General features: G+C 32.3%; 14 protein-coding genes. All 14 read right to left on the bottom strand.

What is annotated here, in order from left to right; genetic code table 11:
• Positions 1 to 494: 494 nt before the first annotated feature.
• Positions 495 to 2,555 carry an elongation factor G gene (gene fusA, locus BUB65_RS00300; RefSeq protein WP_073070876.1) on the bottom strand — a complete coding sequence of 687 codons (2,061 nt, stop codon included), beginning with the start codon at positions 2,553 to 2,555 and terminating at the stop codon, positions 495 to 497.
• 52 nt (positions 2,556 to 2,607) lie between these two features.
• Positions 2,608 to 2,904 (bottom strand): hypothetical protein, encoded by a 297-nt coding sequence (locus BUB65_RS00295; RefSeq protein ID WP_073070873.1) that lies wholly within the window; start codon positions 2,902 to 2,904, stop codon positions 2,608 to 2,610.
• Between the two features lie 9 nt (positions 2,905 to 2,913).
• Complete coding sequence (locus BUB65_RS00290) at positions 2,914 to 3,432, bottom strand: hypothetical protein (protein ID WP_073070870.1); 519 nt, start codon at positions 3,430 to 3,432, stop codon at positions 2,914 to 2,916.
• Positions 3,429 to 5,225 carry a polysaccharide biosynthesis protein gene (locus tag BUB65_RS00285; protein WP_073070867.1) on the bottom strand — a complete coding sequence of 599 codons (1,797 nt, stop codon included), beginning with the start codon at positions 5,223 to 5,225 and terminating at the stop codon, positions 3,429 to 3,431. The genes BUB65_RS00290 and BUB65_RS00285 overlap by 4 nt, the downstream gene beginning before the upstream one ends.
• 4 nt (positions 5,226 to 5,229) lie before the next feature.
• Positions 5,230 to 6,477 carry a UDP-N-acetylglucosamine 1-carboxyvinyltransferase gene (murA, locus tag BUB65_RS00280; RefSeq protein ID WP_073070865.1) on the bottom strand — a complete coding sequence of 416 codons (1,248 nt, stop codon included), beginning with the start codon at positions 6,475 to 6,477 and terminating at the stop codon, positions 5,230 to 5,232.
• A gap of 4 nt (positions 6,478 to 6,481) precedes the next feature.
• Positions 6,482 to 7,108 (bottom strand): hypothetical protein, encoded by a 627-nt coding sequence (locus BUB65_RS00275; protein WP_073070863.1) that lies wholly within the window; start codon positions 7,106 to 7,108, stop codon positions 6,482 to 6,484.
• Complete coding sequence (gene mreB / locus BUB65_RS00270) at positions 7,105 to 8,118, bottom strand: rod shape-determining protein (RefSeq protein ID WP_073070861.1); 1,014 nt, start codon at positions 8,116 to 8,118, stop codon at positions 7,105 to 7,107. The genes BUB65_RS00275 and mreB overlap by 4 nt, the downstream gene beginning before the upstream one ends.
• Position 8,119: 1 nt before the next feature.
• A complete protein-coding gene (alaS, locus tag BUB65_RS00265) occupies positions 8,120 to 10,699 on the bottom strand; it encodes an alanine--tRNA ligase (RefSeq protein WP_073070859.1) in 2,580 nt (859 codons plus the stop codon).
• Between the two features lie 23 nt (positions 10,700 to 10,722).
• Positions 10,723 to 11,535 (bottom strand): phosphatidate cytidylyltransferase, encoded by an 813-nt coding sequence (locus BUB65_RS00260; protein WP_073070856.1) that lies wholly within the window; start codon positions 11,533 to 11,535, stop codon positions 10,723 to 10,725.
• The gene (uppS, locus tag BUB65_RS00255) at positions 11,532 to 12,212 is read right to left on the bottom strand and encodes a polyprenyl diphosphate synthase (protein ID WP_073070854.1); all 681 of its coding nucleotides are present in this window, start codon (positions 12,210 to 12,212) and stop codon (positions 11,532 to 11,534) included. The genes BUB65_RS00260 and uppS overlap by 4 nt, the downstream gene beginning before the upstream one ends.
• The gene (gene frr / locus BUB65_RS00250) at positions 12,209 to 12,766 is read right to left on the bottom strand and encodes a ribosome recycling factor (RefSeq protein ID WP_073070851.1); all 558 of its coding nucleotides are present in this window, start codon (positions 12,764 to 12,766) and stop codon (positions 12,209 to 12,211) included. Before frr ends, uppS begins: the two co-directional genes overlap by 4 nt.
• A gap of 82 nt (positions 12,767 to 12,848) precedes the next feature.
• Entirely contained in the window at positions 12,849 to 14,543 is a 1,695-nt protein-coding gene (locus BUB65_RS00245) for a GspE/PulE family protein (RefSeq protein ID WP_073071715.1), read from the bottom strand.
• Complete coding sequence (gene ftsZ, locus BUB65_RS00240; protein WP_073070849.1) at positions 14,527 to 15,582, bottom strand: cell division protein FtsZ; 1,056 nt, start codon at positions 15,580 to 15,582, stop codon at positions 14,527 to 14,529. Before ftsZ ends, BUB65_RS00245 begins: the two co-directional genes overlap by 17 nt.
• 12 nt (positions 15,583 to 15,594) lie before the next feature.
• Positions 15,595 to 16,851: a cell division protein FtsA gene (gene ftsA, locus BUB65_RS00235; protein ID WP_073070847.1), complete on the bottom strand. Its 1,257-nt coding sequence runs from the start codon at positions 16,849 to 16,851 to the stop codon at positions 15,595 to 15,597.
• Positions 16,852 to 16,855 lie beyond the last annotated feature (4 nt).

The raw sequence follows: 16,855 nt of genomic DNA, 5'->3' as shown, positions 1-16,855 counted from the left end.
AGCAGCACCAAATCCAATAACCGCTATTTTCATTATCTCAACCTCCATAATGGTATATTAAATTAAAATAAAAAGAGAGAAGCTAAGCTTCTCTCTTGTTGTAAAAAGCCTCTCTTTCTAAAAGAAAGAACATAAAAGAATTTATACTTATGTACTTTGAAAAACTTATTATACTTCATCTTAATCCCCCTTTACGTTTATATTTTATCCTCCAGTTTCTATATTGTCAAACATACTCCGTTATCTATCATTATTTTTTACATCAAACTTTTTAACTTAAGATACCCAAGAATGTTTTATTCAAGAATGTTAGATTCTTGTTCTCCAGTAGGGTATATAGCCACTTTATAGTGTTTAATTTTAATTTTAATTTTAAAACTATTCAATATCAAAAAATTGAATTTTTATAAAAAAAAACACCCCCGAAGTGGCGAGCCAAAAGCAAGAAGGGGGTGTTTTTTCCTAAAAATATAAAACCAAATTCACTTTAATGATTATTCTTGTTCCTCTAACTCTCGCTTTCTTTCTTGAATGATTTTTTCTTGAACATTTGGTGGTACAATATCATACTTTAAAAACTTCATAGTAAAGTACCCTCTACCACTTGTAATAGAAGAAAGCCTTCCCGAAAAATCTAACATCTCAGCTAATGGTACTTCTGCCATTACTTTTGTAGTTCCTTTTCCAGCTGGTTCCATTCCCAATGGTCTTCCTCTTCTTGAACTTATCTCGCCCATGACATCTCCTGCATTTTCATCGGGAACAAAAACTTCAACTTCCATAATAGGTTCAAGTAATACAGGTCTTGCTTGCTCAAAAGCCTTTCTAAAGGCTTGGATAGCAGCTATTTGGAATGAAATATCCGAAGAGTCAACTTCGTGGTATGAACCATCAAATAATGTTACTCTAACATCAACTACTGGGAATCCCGCAAGAGAACCTTTTTTCATTGCCTCTTTTATACCCTTTTCCACCGATGGAATAAAGTTTCTTGGTATAACTCCTCCAACAATTTTATCAATAAACTCAAAGCCTTTTCCTCTTTCAAGAGGTTCAATTTCAATCTTTACATGCCCATACTGACCATGGCCACCTGTTTGTTTTTTATGTTTATGTTCACCAATAGCTTTTGACATTATAGTTTCTCTATATGCTATTTTTGGTTTTCCTACTTCAACATCAACACCAAATATGCTTTTTAACTTTTCAACCATTGCTTCAAGGTGTATACTTCCAATACCAGAAATAACTGTTTCTGCTGTCTCAGGATCAAATTCCCACTGGAAGGTTGGATCCGAATCTGCCAATCTTGCAAGTCCATTACTAATCTTGTCAATATCAGATTTTGATTTCGGTGTAATACTTTTCGAAATCATTGGTTCTGGAAATTCTGGAGGAATAATTTTTAATTTTCTATCTTTGTGTGTCATTGTATCTCCTACAGAACTTTCCTTCAATTTAGGAACTACAATTATATCTCCACAGGAAGCTTCGGAAACTTCAAAAGTTTCTTTCAATTTCGTAAAGTAAATATGTCCAATCTTTTCTGTAGTTTCTTTATTAACATTAATTAAAGTATCCCCAGCAGATAATTTTCCACTTATGATTTTTATAAAACTTAATTTTCCAACAAATTGATCAACAATTGCCTTAAACGTATAACCTACAACAGGTTCTTCTTCCAAAGGATTAACCTCAACTTCATCTCCTGATTCCAATTTTGCCTTGTAAGCTAACCCTTCAGAAGGATTGACACCTAAAATTTTAACAGTCTTTAAGAAGAGATCAACACCTATATTCTTCTCTGCAGAACCGCAAAAAACTGGAACTATTTCACCTGAACGATAGCCTATTTTCAATGTCTTTAAAAGCTCTTCAGCTGTAATTTCTTCATCAGCAAAATATTTCTCCATCAATTCTTCGTCTAAAGAAACAATATCTTCTATCATAGAAGCTTTCAACTCTTCAATTTTTGATTTTAATTCATCAGGGATATCTGTTTGTTTTGCTTTTCCATTTTCGTACGAATATGCTTTACCAGAGAAAAGATCAACTATTCCTTTGAAATTTTCAGCTTCACCAATTGGATAAAAAATAGGTACAAATTTTCTTTCAAATCTTTCTTTTAAACTATTTAATACATTCTCAAAGCTTGCTCTTTCTTTGTCCATTTGGTTAACAAAAACCATAATAGGTTTTTTCATTCCTTCGGCCATCGCCCACGTTCTTTCAGTTTGGATTTCCACTCCAGCCGTAGCATTGACAACGGAAACAATATTTTCTGTTACAAATAGCGCATTTATGACTTCACCAACAAAGTCACTAAATCCTGGGGTATCAATCACTGTATATTGTATATCGTTAAAGTCAAAAGTAGCTACATGCGAAGAAATACTTGCACCTTTTTCAGCTTCAATAGGTTCGTAATCTACTTCTTTACTACCAATTTTGTCTAACTTTCCGGCATTAAACAACATAGCGGAAAGTAAATAACTTTTTCCTGATCCGTTATGACCAATTAGAGAAAGTGTTCTTTTCTTGTCCACAGTTGACATTTGCCCACCTCCGATATGAATTTTCATTCAGAAAAATTATATCATATTATTGTCATTCATTATTTTTAATATTTGAAACTACAATCCTTAATCCACCCTCTATTAATCCTGCACCTAATAAAACTAAAATAAATTCCCAAAAATTAATGTCAACGACTCCTAAAGACGTTATTATAATTATAACACCAACCAACAATGAACCAGCTCCATTAGGAAATGATTTAACCATCTTAAAAACACCAAAAGTACCTATTAAAAACCCTATAAATATCCAAAACGAATTCGACAGAGAAAAAAACACAGCTAAAATTATCAAAACTCCCAATGATATTAAAAATACACCTGACATACTCTCACCTCACGAGAAAAAATCTGTTAATTCAGATTCAATTTCAAATTCGTATTCTTCTTCATCAAACATACTTTCAAAAACATTTTCTACCAAAACTCTAATTACAAGCTTTGCTATTTCTATGTTAGACATATTAAAAGTAAGTTCTTTGTCTAGTAAAACGTATATAACATTGTTTTTCACAATCAATCCTTTTATTTTTTCAGTTTTTATTTCAGAGACTTCAACATCCAACATTAGAGAATTAGTAATCTTTAATTCCTCTGAAAAAGTTCTGTATTCAGAGTTTTTCGTTAACCAATCACCTAAATCTTCAGTCAAAGAAAATCCACTAAAATAAACTAATTCTCCTTCATTTTCTGTTTCATATATTTCCAAACGCAAATATCCAAAATTTTCGTTAGGGACAAGAGAACACTTAATTCCATTTTCTTGAAACTCCGACAACTTCTTAACTATAGCAGTTAGCATATTCTTTTTTTCTTTCTTCACATACTTTACATTAAATCCATCTATAAATTTCACACTTGTGCCTCCTTGTAATTAAATTCTGGAACAATTTCTTTTGCAAGTAATACTGCTTCTTTTATATCTCCCATTTTCAATTTTTCAAGTAAATCTCTTGTCTTCTTTTCAATTTCTTCCCTCGAAAGATCCGGTTTGTATTCTATATCAAATATTTTAGTATGATGGGTATTTTTTGGAATTTCATATGGATAAAATAATTCTTCACTTAGTTTTTCTCCAGGCCTAATACCTATATACTTTATTTTTATATCTCCTTTCCCCATCAATTTTGCTAAAGATTTAGCAACATTTTCTATTGGAATCTGCTCTCCCATATCTAAAACAAATAATTTTTTTCCTTTTAAATATACACCTGCTTCCAACACTAACGAAACTGCTTCAGGTATACTCATAAAGTATCTCTTCATCTTCGGATCGGTAATTGTTACGGGTTTATTTTGCTCAATTTGTCTTTTAAATTTCCACAAAACACTTCCTCTACTACCTAATACGTTACCAAACCTAACAACTCCAAATTTCGTTTTACAATCGTCAGAGTTAGAAAGAACGTACAATTCTGCTATTCTCTTACTTAATCCCATAAAAGATGTGGGATTTACCGCTTTATCCGTTGATATAAATATAAACCTTTCTACATTATATTTACATGAAAGTTTTACTAAATTTATTGTTCCAAATACATTTACTCTAATAGCTTCATACGGATTCTCTTCCATCAATGGAACATGTTTGTGAGCTGCTGCGTGAAAAATTATTTCCGGCCTAAATTTTTTAAATATAGCTTCCATCCATTCTTCATTTTCAACATCCCCTATTACCCTTACAAAATCCAAATTCTCAAACCTGGCCACCAAATCTTCGCTTATCTCATATATACTATTTTCGCCTCTTCCTAACAAAATTAACAGTTTTGGTTTCTGTAATGATATTTGCCTGCAAAGTTCAGAACCAATACTTCCACCCGCACCCGTTACCATTACTACTTTATTGGACAAATATTTTCCAATTCTTTCCAAATCTACTTTCACAGGTTTCCTACCTATTATATCTTCCAAAGACAAATCCCTGATATCTTCAAGTTTTACTTCTTCTTTTAAAAGTTCGTTAATATGTGGTAATACTCTTACTTTAACTAGATCTAAATCAATATGTTTTAATATTGATCTTATTTGCTCACTAGTCGCAGATGGAATTGCAATAATTACCTCATCAATATCGTATTTTTTTACAAATTCCATTATTCTTGAAATAGGACCTTCAACCCTAATACCGGAAATTGTTCTGCCAATTTTTAAAGGATCATCATCTAAAAAAGTTAAAATTGTTCCATATCCTGAATGCTGAACCTCTCTAGCTATCATTACTCCTGCATCTCCTGCTCCTATTATTACTATTTTTTTATTACCGCTTTTTGCGCTAAAAACAAAATGTTGGTAAAATAATCTTATAACTATCAACAACACAAAAGAACCTAAAAAAGTTAACATCCCAACTGATCTCGGAAGAATAATACCTCGATAAAAATGTAAAAAAGTTAATACACCAACATAAGAAATGAAAGTCCCACGAAAAATTATCAGAAAATCTTTTGAGGTTGCATACCTCCAAACAATATTATAATTTCCATTGAAAACATACACAATAGCAGAAACAACTATATAAACATAAATAAATTTATTATATTTGCTCATTTCTGCAAAATCAAAACCAAACCTTACAAATAAAGCCAAAACACCAGCAAACACAGTTGCTAGAATATCAATTGAAAATAAATATAATTTCCTTTTCAAAAAATCACCCCAAATGTTCTATATTTCCACCTAAACTTCTTATTTTATCCACAATTAGTTCATAACCTCTAAGAACATGAAAGTCATTATAAACTTCTGTAGTCCCTTCAGCTATTAGCCCGGCAATAATTAAAGCTGCACTTGCTCGTAAATCAGTTCCTTCTACTTTAGCACCACTCAATTTTTCAACACCGTTAATTATAGCCGTACCATTTGTTATGTAAATATCAGCTCCCATTCTTACTAATTCATCTACATGAAGAAACCTATTCTTAAAAACATTTTCAGATATCATACTTGTACCTTTCGCAACAGAAAGATACACCATTATTTGTGGCTGCAAATCAGTGGGAAAACCAGGATAGGGTAGTATATTAATTTTCGCACTTTTTTTCTCTCTCGAACCATCTACAAAAACTTTATTTTCGTAAAATTCCAATATCGTGCCAGTTTCAGTCAAAACTTGCCATAAGGCGTCTAAATGCGAAGGAATAATGTTTTCTATATAGCCTTTCCCTCCACTTGCAGCAATCGCAATAGCATAAGTTCCAGCTTCTATTCTATCGGGTATGACCTTGTGCTTAACACTATTTAATAAATTAACTCCTTCAATGAAAATCTTCTTAGTTCCTGCCCCGCTTACTTTAGCTCCCATCTTGTTCAAAAAAGATTGTAAATCTTCTATTTCAGGCTCCATTGCAGCATTTTCTATAATAGTTGTTCCTTCCAATATCGCCGCTGTTGTCATTAAATGTTCAGTTGCACCAACACTTGGAAACGGCAGAGAAATTATCACATCTTTGTCTTTTTTTCTATATTCAGCATATACTTCCCCATGTTCAATCGTTATTTCAAATCCCAATTTTTTTAAACCCTCTATATGAAAATCAACCGGTCTTACACCTATTGCACACCCACCAGGTAAAGCCACTCTTGCTTTTCCTAAAACAGCAGCAAGAGGACCTAGCACATTAAAAGAAGCTCTCATCTTCCTTACTAATTCATATGATATTTTGCCATTAGTAACTTCCCCCGAAATTTTTATTTTTCCATTTTCAAATTCCACTTTTTTACCCGATTCTCTAATAATACATAACATTGTCTGTACATCCAACAAATCTGGTACATTCTCAACTATTACAACATCATTCGTTAATAACGATGCTGCCAAAATAGGAAGAGCTGCGTTTTTAGCACCAGAAATTTTAACTTTTCCACTTAATTTAGATTTCTGTACTCTAAAAAAACCCATATTATCATCCTCTGCCTTTTATATAATCCGGTAGTAAAATAAACTTGGTTTTGAAAGAGATATTAGGTAAATTTTTGAAAAAAATACCATCTTTTATATTACCTAAACTGATACCTTGTTTGTACAGTAAATAACCATAAGGAGAATATTTGGATAAATAAACCTCTCCAGATTTTACATCAACTTCATCTTCTATAATTAATTTTCCATCTTTTATAATTGCCTCAAGTTCAAAACTTCCGGTTATAATAGTAACATTAATTGTATCATACCACCATTTTTTTACGTAAACGTATTTTCCTGTAGTTTTCGCAATTCCAACGAACTTACCATCTACTGTCAAAACTATTCCAGGTTTCTTTATCTCGTAAAAATAAATACCATCAATCGAATAACTTAATACTTCCAAAACATCAAGTTTGGAATCAAATAAATTTACTTCATATGTTACTTCTTTTCTTTCCATCAATTCATTTAAAACCTTCCTCAACAGAAAAAATGGATTAAAAATTCTTGAATAACTCTCTTTTGCAACTTTGACTATTCTATTTTCTAAAAGAACATTAACTAAAAAAATTGATATCAAAATGAGCAATACAAAAAGTAAAACTTCATTTTTATAATTTTTCATTCGTTCCTCCTAAGCCTGGACAAAATAGATACTTTATTTAAAACCATTCCAGCGCCTCTTGCAACACAAGTAAGAGGATCATCTGCAATTAATGCGTCAATTCCTGTTTCTTTTGTAATAAGTTTAGTTAATCCCCTTAACAGTGCACCTCCACCTGCTACCACTATCCCTTTTTCTGTAATATCAGCAACAAGTTCAGGAGGAGTTTTTTCCAACGTAAGTTTTGTAGATTCAATTATTTGTATTACTATTGGTTTCAAAGCCTCTCTAATTTCTCCACCTTTTAAAATTAACTTTTTTGGAAGGCCACTCGAAAGATCTATCCCTGTTACGTATGTTTCTAATTCATCATATTCTTTTTCAGGATATACATTCCCAATTTCTATTTTTACTCTTTCAGCAGTTCGCTCACCAATTACTACTCTATAAACCTCTCGAACGTACTGGATTATAGCTTCATCGAGTTCGTCTCCTGCAACTCTAATAGATGTCCACGTTACTAAACTTCCCAAAGATATTACCGCAATTTCAGTAGTACCTCCACCAATATCAACAACCATATTTCCTGAAGGCTCTTCCACATCTAAATTAGCTCCTATTGCAGTGGCCATTGGCTCCTCTATTAAAAAAACTCTCTTAGCTCCCGCCTCGTTCCCTGCTTCTATTATTGCCCTACTTTCTACTTCAGTAATCCCTACGGGCACACCAACTACAACATTAGGTCTGAAAAATGAAAACCCATTTTGAGCCTTGCCGATATAATAATCTAACATAGCTAATGCTATGTTATAATCAGCAATTACTCCATCCTTTAAAGGTCTAATAGCCTTAATATATGCTGGTGTTTTCCCAATCATATTTTTTGCTTCATTCCCCACTTTTATTACTTCATCGGTCTCAACGTTTATTGCTACAACTGAAGGCTCGTTAATTACTATACCTTTCCCTTTTACATAAACTAATGTATTTGCTGTACCTAAGTCTATACCCATATCATGCCTTTTAAACATATCAACACTCCTTTAAAATATATCTTAACTTTTGTATTGCTTTATCAATTTTCGACGCGTCCTTTCCACCAGCTTGAGCAAAATCCGGTCTTCCACCTCCACCACCATTAAGTTCTTTAGCCAGTTCTTTAGCTATTTTCCCAGAATGTAATCTTTCCTGATCTTTCTTTCTTTTTACAATTATAATTACTTTGCTCCCAACTTTATTAAATATAACAACAAGATCTAACCCTTTATCAATTAATCTATCAGCTATTTCTCTCAGAGCCTCCGTGTCCATGTTTTCAAACTTTAGTACATTAAATCTTATTGAATTGATTTCTTCCGAACTCTTCAAAATACTTTCAATATTAATTGATTTTTTCACCTGTTCTTTGAGTTTGTTTTCAAACTCCTTAATCTCCGATTTGAATTTTTTGATTTTGTTAATTACTTCAGAATCATTAGCGTCTAGCTCTAATTTAATTAACTTCCAATTTTCCTCAAGATTTCTTAAATAGTCCAGAGATTTCAAACCAGTAATTGCTTCAATTCTCCTAACTCCAGCACTTACAGATCCTTCAGATATAATTTTGAATAGTCCTATTTCCCCAGTATTTGCAACATGGGTACCTCCACACAACTCTTCGCTGAACAATCCAACTTTAACAACTCTAACATAATCTCCGTATTTCTCTTCAAATAAAGCTATTGCTCCTTCTTTTATTGCTTCTTCAAAAGTTTTTTCTTCAATAACAACGTTTTGAGCTTTAAGAATTTCTTTGTTAACTATATCTTCCACTTCTTTTATCTCTTCCGGGGTTAAGGCAGCAAAATGAGTAAAGTCAAATCTTAGCTTTTCAGGAGCTACTAATGATCCCGATTGTTTTACATGGTTACCTAATACTTTTCTTAATGCAGCATGTAATAAATGAGTCGCCGTATGGTTTCTCATCGTCGCTTTTCTCTTATCAACATCTACTTTAGATTTAACAACTTCGCCTACTTTTAACTTACCTTTCAACTTGCCCTTATGTACTATAATCCCTTCCTTTGGACTATAAACATATTCCACATAAAATTCTCCATAATCTCCTTTAATAACACCTTTATCAGAAACTTGGCCACCTTTTTCTGCATAAAAAGGAGTTTTATCTAAAATTATTTCACAATCGACATCGTTTGCTTCAGTCACAAAATCGTCAGTTCTAATATAAAGAATTTTCGAATCTTCCTCCATTTTCTCGTATCCAACAAATTCTGTCTTTATTGATAAAGATTCATATACTGTCTTTTTAGAAAATTCAATTTCACCTATTGCTTCTCTTCCTCTTTTTCTTTGTTGCTCCATATATTGTTCAAAACCTTTTACATCAAGTTTGTAATTATTCTCTTCAGCAATATCTCTCAATATGTCGATAGGAAAACCATAAGTATCGTACATTTTAAAAGCGTCTTCCCCACTTATAACACCATTATTTTCCTTTGCTATCCTATGAACTATTTCAATACCTCTATTTAAATTTTGCAAAAATCTTTCTTCCTCACCTAATACAATCTTTTTAACAAACTCTTCTTTTTCTTTTATTTCTGGATAAACAGAATTCATTTTTTCTACAACAGCAGAAACTATGTGATACAAAAAAGGTCTTTTTGCGCCTAAGAGAGCTCCATGTCTTGCTGCTCTTCTCAAAATTCTTCTTAAAACATATCCTCTTCCTTCGTTGGAAGGTAAAACTCCATCAGAAATCAAAAAAGTAATTGCTCTTATATGATCAGCTATAACTCTAATAGAAACATCGGTTTCTTCATTTTCTTTGTATCTGACATTTAAAATGTTACATATGGTATCTATTATAGGTTTAAAAAGATCAGTATCAAAGTTATAATATACTTTTTGCATCATTGCCGCCAGTCTTTCCAAACCAGCACCTGTATCTATGTTTTTCCTTTTTAACGGTTGTAAATTTCCTTCTTCATCTTGATAAAATTCTGTGAACACTAAATTCCAAATTTCTACAAATCTACCTTCTGTATTTGCAGGATTAGGTTCCTTACCATCAAATGTTGGTACTTCAATACCAGTATCATAAAAAATCTCCGTATCAGGTCCACAAGGACCTGTCGGACCTGCAGGGCCCCAAAAATTGTCTTCTTTTCCTAACTTTAGAATTTTATTAGTTGGTACTCCAATCCTTCTCCATATTTCATATGCTTCGTCATCTTTCTCATAAACGGATATCCACAGTTTTTCTTCTGGAATTTTTAAAACTTGTGTAATAAATTCCCAGGCCCATTCTATAGCTTCTTCTTTAAAATAATCACCAAAAGAAAAATTGCCAAGCATCTCAAAAAAAGTGTGATGTCTAGGCGTTTTCCCTACGTTTTCTATATCCGTTGTTCTCAAACATTTCTGACAGGTAGCTATTCTAGTATAAACGGGATCCACTTTACCCCAAAAAATCGACTTAAACGGAACCATCCCTGCTACAGTAAAGAGAAGTTGAGGGTCATCTGGTACTAAAGAAGCACTCGGTAAAATTTTATGGTTTTTTTTCTTAAAAAATTCTAAAAATAATTTTCTTATTTCATCGCTACGCATGTAATGAAACCCACCTCCATTGATTATTTACTCATAAATTCCAAGAATATATATATCACAGGTGCAACAAATAATAAACCATCGATTCTGTCAAACATACCACCATGTCCAGGCATAAAATTCCCCATATGTTTTAAATCATAAGCTCTTTTTATTGAAGATTCAAATAAATCACCAAATGTATCAAATATACCCGTAATAATACCAAAGACCAAAGAGTACCAATAAGGAAGATTATAGTCAAAAAATCTGTTTATTATCATGAAATAAATAATAGTATAAATAATTGTCCCAAGAATCCCACCAATTAATCCTTCATAACTCTTGTTTGGACTGTAAATAGAAGGTAGTTTATGTTTTCCAAACGATATTCCAAAAAAATAAGCGAAAGAATCATACGCCCAACTCAATGTTAGAGTTAACAAAGCAACCGCTGCCCCATGTTTCATATATAAAGGAATAAAAAAAGATAAATTCATCGAAATATATACAAGAGCAATTAAAAAAATCCCATAAAACTCCATAACTTTATTTTTATCTTTTATAGTAAATAAAGTCAAAGTCATAGCAATAATAAAAATTGAACTTAATAATTCAACTGGTCTATTAATAAACCACAAACCATATAATATAGGAAATATTGAAACTAAAGAAGTGTATAAAATAACAATTCCTATTCTTTTATACCTCATCAAAGTTGAAAAAAACAATTCAGCACTTGCAAGTAAAACAATTGAAGAAACTAGACCTACAAGACTTTTATATGAGACAAAGCAAGCCACTACGAAAGGAGCAATAATTAACGCAGAAATAATTCTAATTCTTGTTTCACTCACTTTATCCCTCCAAACCGTCTCTGACGCTGCTTGAAATCTTCAATTGCTTTATCTAACTCCTTCTCGTTAAAGTCAGGCCAATATACGTCTGTAAAATACAGTTCACTATACGCAGATTGCCAAATCAAAAAATTACTTAATCGTTTCTCGCCAGACGTTCTTATAATTAAATCAGGATCAGGAATTTCTGGAGTATAAAGGAATTTTTTAAATATTTCTTCATCCACTTGAGAAATACCATTTTTAATTATTTTATTCACCGCATCTACAATTTCAGCCCTTCCCCCATAATTTAATGCCATATTAACAACTATCCTATTATTACCTTTTGTTTTCTCTTCATATTCTTTGCAAATTTCGTACACTTTCTCTCCGGCTTCTTTTATACGACCTGAAAATATCAGTCTAACATTTTCTTTTTCCATTCTTTCATAAAATTCAGAAATCTTATTTACCAAAAGTCCAAAAATGTAATTCACTTCAGATTTGGGTCTTTTCCAATTTTCTGTTGAAAATGCATAAAAGGTGGTGTACCGAATCCCTCTTTGAGCACACCACCTAACCACTTCTTCTATTTTATAAGCACCTTTAAGGTGCCCATAAACCCTCGGTTTATTTCTCTTCTTCGCCCAACGACCATTACCATCCATTATAAAAGCTATATGTTGAAGTCTCAAAATTCCATTATCTCCTTTTCCTTCTTTTCAAATAATTTATTTAGCTCTTCAATATATTTATCAGTTAAATTTTGAACTTCTTTCTCATATCTTTTTTCATCATCCTCTGAAATTTCTCCGTTTTTCTTCATTTCTTTCAACTCTTTTAGAATATCCCTTCTAATATTACGAACAGCAATTTTTCCGTGTTCAACAATTTCTTTTGCTTTTTTTACCCATTTTTCTCTTTGTTCAGTTGTAGGTGTTGGAAAAATAAGCCTAATCACATTTCCATCATTCATAGGATTTAAACCTAAATCACTCGCTTGAATTGCTTTCTCAATTGCCCCTAATAGATTCCTTTCCCAAGGTTTGATAATTAATGCCCTTTCTTCAGAGACACTAACGGTAGCTACTTGATTTATAGGAGTAGGAACGCCATAGTAATCCACTTTGATTTCTTCTAGTAATGCAGGGGAAGGCCTTCCAGTCCTTAACTTTCTCAATTCGTCACTAATCGCTTCAATTGATTTTTTCATTTTTTCTTCAGTCTCTTTTATAAATACAGGCTTCATTTAAACACCTCCTGATCGTTATTTTATTTCTATTTATATTATATCATGCTAAATTTTAAGAACAATATTATTAAAAATCACCTTATTCTTCTTCCTCACCACCTGTTACTCTCAAAATTTCTTCCAATGTAGTCTCACCATTTAAAACTTTGTACATTCCATCTTCAAACAACGTCCTCATTCCCTCTTCTTTTGCTGCTTCAGTAACTTCTATTATAGAATTTCCTCTTTTGATAAGTTTTCTAATTCTTTCATCCACTATCAAGACCTCAGCAATTGCTGTTCTTCCCTTATAACCTGTATCATTACATGCGTCACAACCTTGCGCAACAAATTGATACGGTTCATATTCAGGATAAAGTTTCATGGCAATATCTCTATATTTATCTGGCAAATCTGACTTTACAGCACATCTTTTACATACTTTTCTCACAAGTCTTTGACCTATAACTCCCACTAGTGATGAACTAATCAACGAAGGTTCGATGCCCATATTAACTAATCTATCAATTGCTCCTGGAGCTGTATTGGTATGCAAAGTAGATAAAACCAAATGTCCTGTTAAAGAAGCCTCAACAGCTAATTGAGCTGTTTCTTTATCTCTTATTTCTCCTACCATTATTATATCTGGATCTTGCCTTAAAAACGTTCTTAGATATTTAGCAAATGTCAATCCAATTTCTGGATTTACTTGACATTGAGTAATACCATCTATTGTATATTCGACAGGATCCTCCGCTGTGATTATATTTACTCCTTCATGATTTAAAGAATTTATAATTCCTACCAAAGTTGTACTTTTACCACTTCCAGTTGGACCGGTAACAAGAATAATGCCATAAGGATGTTTAATAAGTTCTTGTATTCTTTTGAAATTATATTCTGAATATCCTAACTCTTCCAGTTTTCTATGAGACTGCGAAACTCTTAAAATCCTTATAACAACTTTTTCTCCATAAACGGAAGGCATAGTAGAAACCCTGAAATCATACTGTTCATTTTCCTTTTTTAAATAAAACTTCCCATCTTGCGGGAGCCTTCTTTCTGTAATGTTTAAATTTGACAAAATTTTTATTCTTGTCACAATAGAATTGTGAGTCGATCTAGGATATTCCGTGATTTTTCTTAAAACGCCGTCGATTCTATATCTAACTGCAACCATTCTCCTGCTTCTTGGCTCAATATGAATGTCACTTGCTTCCAACTGAAGAGCACGCTCGATTATATTATTAACCATTCTAACTATTGGTGTACTATCATCAAGAAGTTCTTCTTCAGTAATCGGTTCTTCTTCCTCTTCTTCCTCCATGAAAAGTTCATTTGAAACCTCAAAATCAAATCCTTTTTCATGTTTAATTTCAAACATCAATTCTTCAAATAAATTTGGTGCAATTAAATAAATTTCTACATCTTTATTAAATAAAAATTTTAATCTTTTCTTTATAAGAGATAAATTATAAACATTATCGGTTGTAACAACTAGTTTATCGCCTTCCTCTTTTATCGGAATAAACCTTAATTCTTCCATTAAATCTATTTTTATTCGATTTTTTAAATCTAAGTCTATTTTAGGCTTCTCAGAAAAAAACTTTAAACCATACTGCTCAGCTAAAGCTTTTGTAATTTGATACCAGGTACAAAGCCCTAGATCCACCAATATCTCACCTATTGGTCTTTTAGTTTCTTTTTGAATACTTAACGCATATTGTAAATCAGTTTGAGAAATGATTCCCTTTTCAATTAAAATATCACCCAACCTTTTATATCTTTTTTCCATCATCTCCCATAACCTCCAAGCCAAATTTAAAGAGCGCAGGAATGTCCTCTTCTGAGAATAAGAAATCCTCCTCTTGTTCAAATCCAGTAGCTATTAAAGTTACTCTTATTTCATCTTCCGGAACTTCTTCATCAATTATCACTCCAAATTTCATATCTGCGTCTTCACTACATGTTTGTCTGATAATCATCGCAGCTTCTTGCATTTCTTGCAATTTAAAAGTTTTGGGAGCAGTAATATTTAATATTAAGGAACTAGCATTCTCAATGGGATGTTCAATCAATCGACTTTCCATTGCACTCCTTGCAGCCTCTATTGCTCTATTTTCACCTTTTCCCACACCTATACCTAACATTGCAGCCCCTGCACCACGCATTACAGATTCAATATCTGCAAAATCTAAATTAATATAACCCCTTTTAGTTATTAATTCAGAAATTCCTTTAATACCCTGATGTAACGTTTCATCTGCTTTTGCAAAAGCGTTAACTAAAGGTATCTCTGGCGAAAGTTCTTCCAAAAGCTTATTATTACTAATTTTTATTAATGTATCAACTTTTCCATGAATTCTTTTAATTCCTTCCATTGCGGCTTTCCATCTCGGAGTACCTTCGAAAAAGAAAGGTGTTGTAATAATAGCCACAGTTAGGATTCCCAAGCTCTTTGCTATTTCTGCAATTACAGGAGCGGCTCCTGTTCCCGTTCCACCACCAAATCCTGCTGTAATAAACAACATATCAGTTCCTCTTAGTAATTCTTCTAACTTTTTCTTGTCCTCAAGTGCAGCCTCTTCACCAACTTTCGGATTACCTCCTGCTCCTAAACCTTTTGTTAATTTTTCACCAATTTGAACTACTTCATCTGCCTTACTAATTTCTAAAACCTGTACATCGGTGTTTACAGCAACAAAAATAACATCTTTTATACCTGCCTCAACCATCCTATTAACAGCATTACACCCAGCTCCACCTACACCTATTACTTTTATAACTGGCATTGTTTTGGAAACATTATTTTCTCGTCTTACATTAAATCCCATATTAATTCCTCCTCAAAACAATTTTTTGAAAAAATTAGAAATAATTTCTGAAAAACTTCTTCGACTTTTCACGGGATTATTATAATAGTCCTCAGTTTTTTCATATAATACTATATTTCCTAATGTCGAGGCAAACATAGGATCATTTAATACATTTTCATTCTCTTCTATTATAAAATCTTCGGTATATATAAAATTACCAACTCTTACAGAACACCTCATTATATCAGAAGCAACATCCGTGATTCTCGCAATATTTGCTCCTCCACCTGATAAAACTATTCCTCCAGGAATACCTAAATCTTTAAATTCATCAAAATTTAAAACTGCATCTCTGTAAACTCTTCTAACTTTCATAAATATTTCCCTTAATCTTGCATGGATGATTCTAGCTAATCTTTCTCTTTCAGTTTCAAGGCTTGTTCTACCATCTAAAGCTTTATATTCTATTTTAAAAGGTTCTATATTTTCAAACATAGCTATACCATGTATTTTAAGTAGCCTCTCTGCTTCATAAATAGAAGTTCTCAAGACTCTTGCTATATCAAGTATCACATGTCTTATAGCAACAGGAATTCTTACTAACATTACAGGTGCATTATTTAAATAAACCGTAACCACAGTAGTATGGTATCCCATATCAACATGCATTACTCCACTATCTTTTTCCATACCAGTTAAAATCGCTTCTCCTGCAGAAACTGTAGACAAAAAATAATCAGCTTCACCAATTGTATCTCTTGTAGCATAGTCAACAATACTTCTATGAATAGTATCACCAATAATTAGAGAATAAACAGCCTCAAGCTTTTTAGCTGTCATATCCACCGGGTTAAAAACTATCTTCTTTCCATCCAAAATATACCTTTTTGTGAAAAGGTGATACACAAGGTTATTGTCATTTATTACTTCTCTTAACAATAATTCCTTTATTTCATCTAAATGTTTTTCATTAACAACTGCATTATTTTCATCCTCTGAAAGAATTAACTCTTCTCTAATTTCTCGTAACTCAAAATTCCCACAACTTGAAGAAACTAAAAAGTCTCCCTTTAAAATTTTTCCAACTTGTTCTTCAAGATTTTCAATTAATATGTTCATCGAATCATTTAATGACACAACATCTTTGATATCACCTAATTCTATTCCTTTTGATTTAACAGCAGAATATGCTAGTATTTCCTTTCCATCACTTGTATAATTAATTACAATTCCTTTCAGTGTATCATTTCCTATGTCTATAGATATAACTGGAGACCACCTGCTCATTATT

It is taken from the genome of Thermosipho atlanticus DSM 15807, from assembly GCF_900129985.1.
GTDB lineage: Bacteria > Thermotogota > Thermotogae > Thermotogales > Fervidobacteriaceae > Thermosipho_A > Thermosipho_A atlanticus.
The sequence above is the reverse complement of the archived record's forward strand: the minus strand, read 5'-3'. Positions and strand labels throughout refer to the sequence as shown.

Excerpts from the sequence above, each read along its gene's own strand:
- fusA (WP_073070876.1), bottom strand. The coding sequence starts at position 2,555 with ATGTCAACTGTGGACAAGAAAAGAACACTTTCTCTAATTGGTCATAAC.
- BUB65_RS00295 (WP_073070873.1), bottom strand. The coding sequence starts at position 2,904 with ATGTCAGGTGTATTTTTAATATCATTGGGAGTTTTGATAATTTTAGCT.
- murA (WP_073070865.1), bottom strand. The coding sequence starts at position 6,477 with ATGGGTTTTTTTAGAGTACAGAAATCTAAATTAAGTGGAAAAGTTAAA.
- BUB65_RS00275 (WP_073070863.1), bottom strand. The coding sequence starts at position 7,108 with ATGAAAAATTATAAAAATGAAGTTTTACTTTTTGTATTGCTCATTTTG.
- mreB (WP_073070861.1), bottom strand. The coding sequence starts at position 8,118 with ATGTTTAAAAGGCATGATATGGGTATAGACTTAGGTACAGCAAATACA.
- alaS (WP_073070859.1), bottom strand. The coding sequence starts at position 10,699 with ATGCGTAGCGATGAAATAAGAAAATTATTTTTAGAATTTTTTAAGAAA.
- frr (WP_073070851.1), bottom strand. The coding sequence starts at position 12,766 with ATGAAGCCTGTATTTATAAAAGAGACTGAAGAAAAAATGAAAAAATCA.
- BUB65_RS00245 (WP_073071715.1), bottom strand. The coding sequence starts at position 14,543 with ATGGAAAAAAGATATAAAAGGTTGGGTGATATTTTAATTGAAAAGGGA.
- ftsZ (WP_073070849.1), bottom strand. The coding sequence starts at position 15,582 with ATGGGATTTAATGTAAGACGAGAAAATAATGTTTCCAAAACAATGCCA.
- ftsA (WP_073070847.1), bottom strand. The coding sequence starts at position 16,851 with ATGAGCAGGTGGTCTCCAGTTATATCTATAGACATAGGAAATGATACA.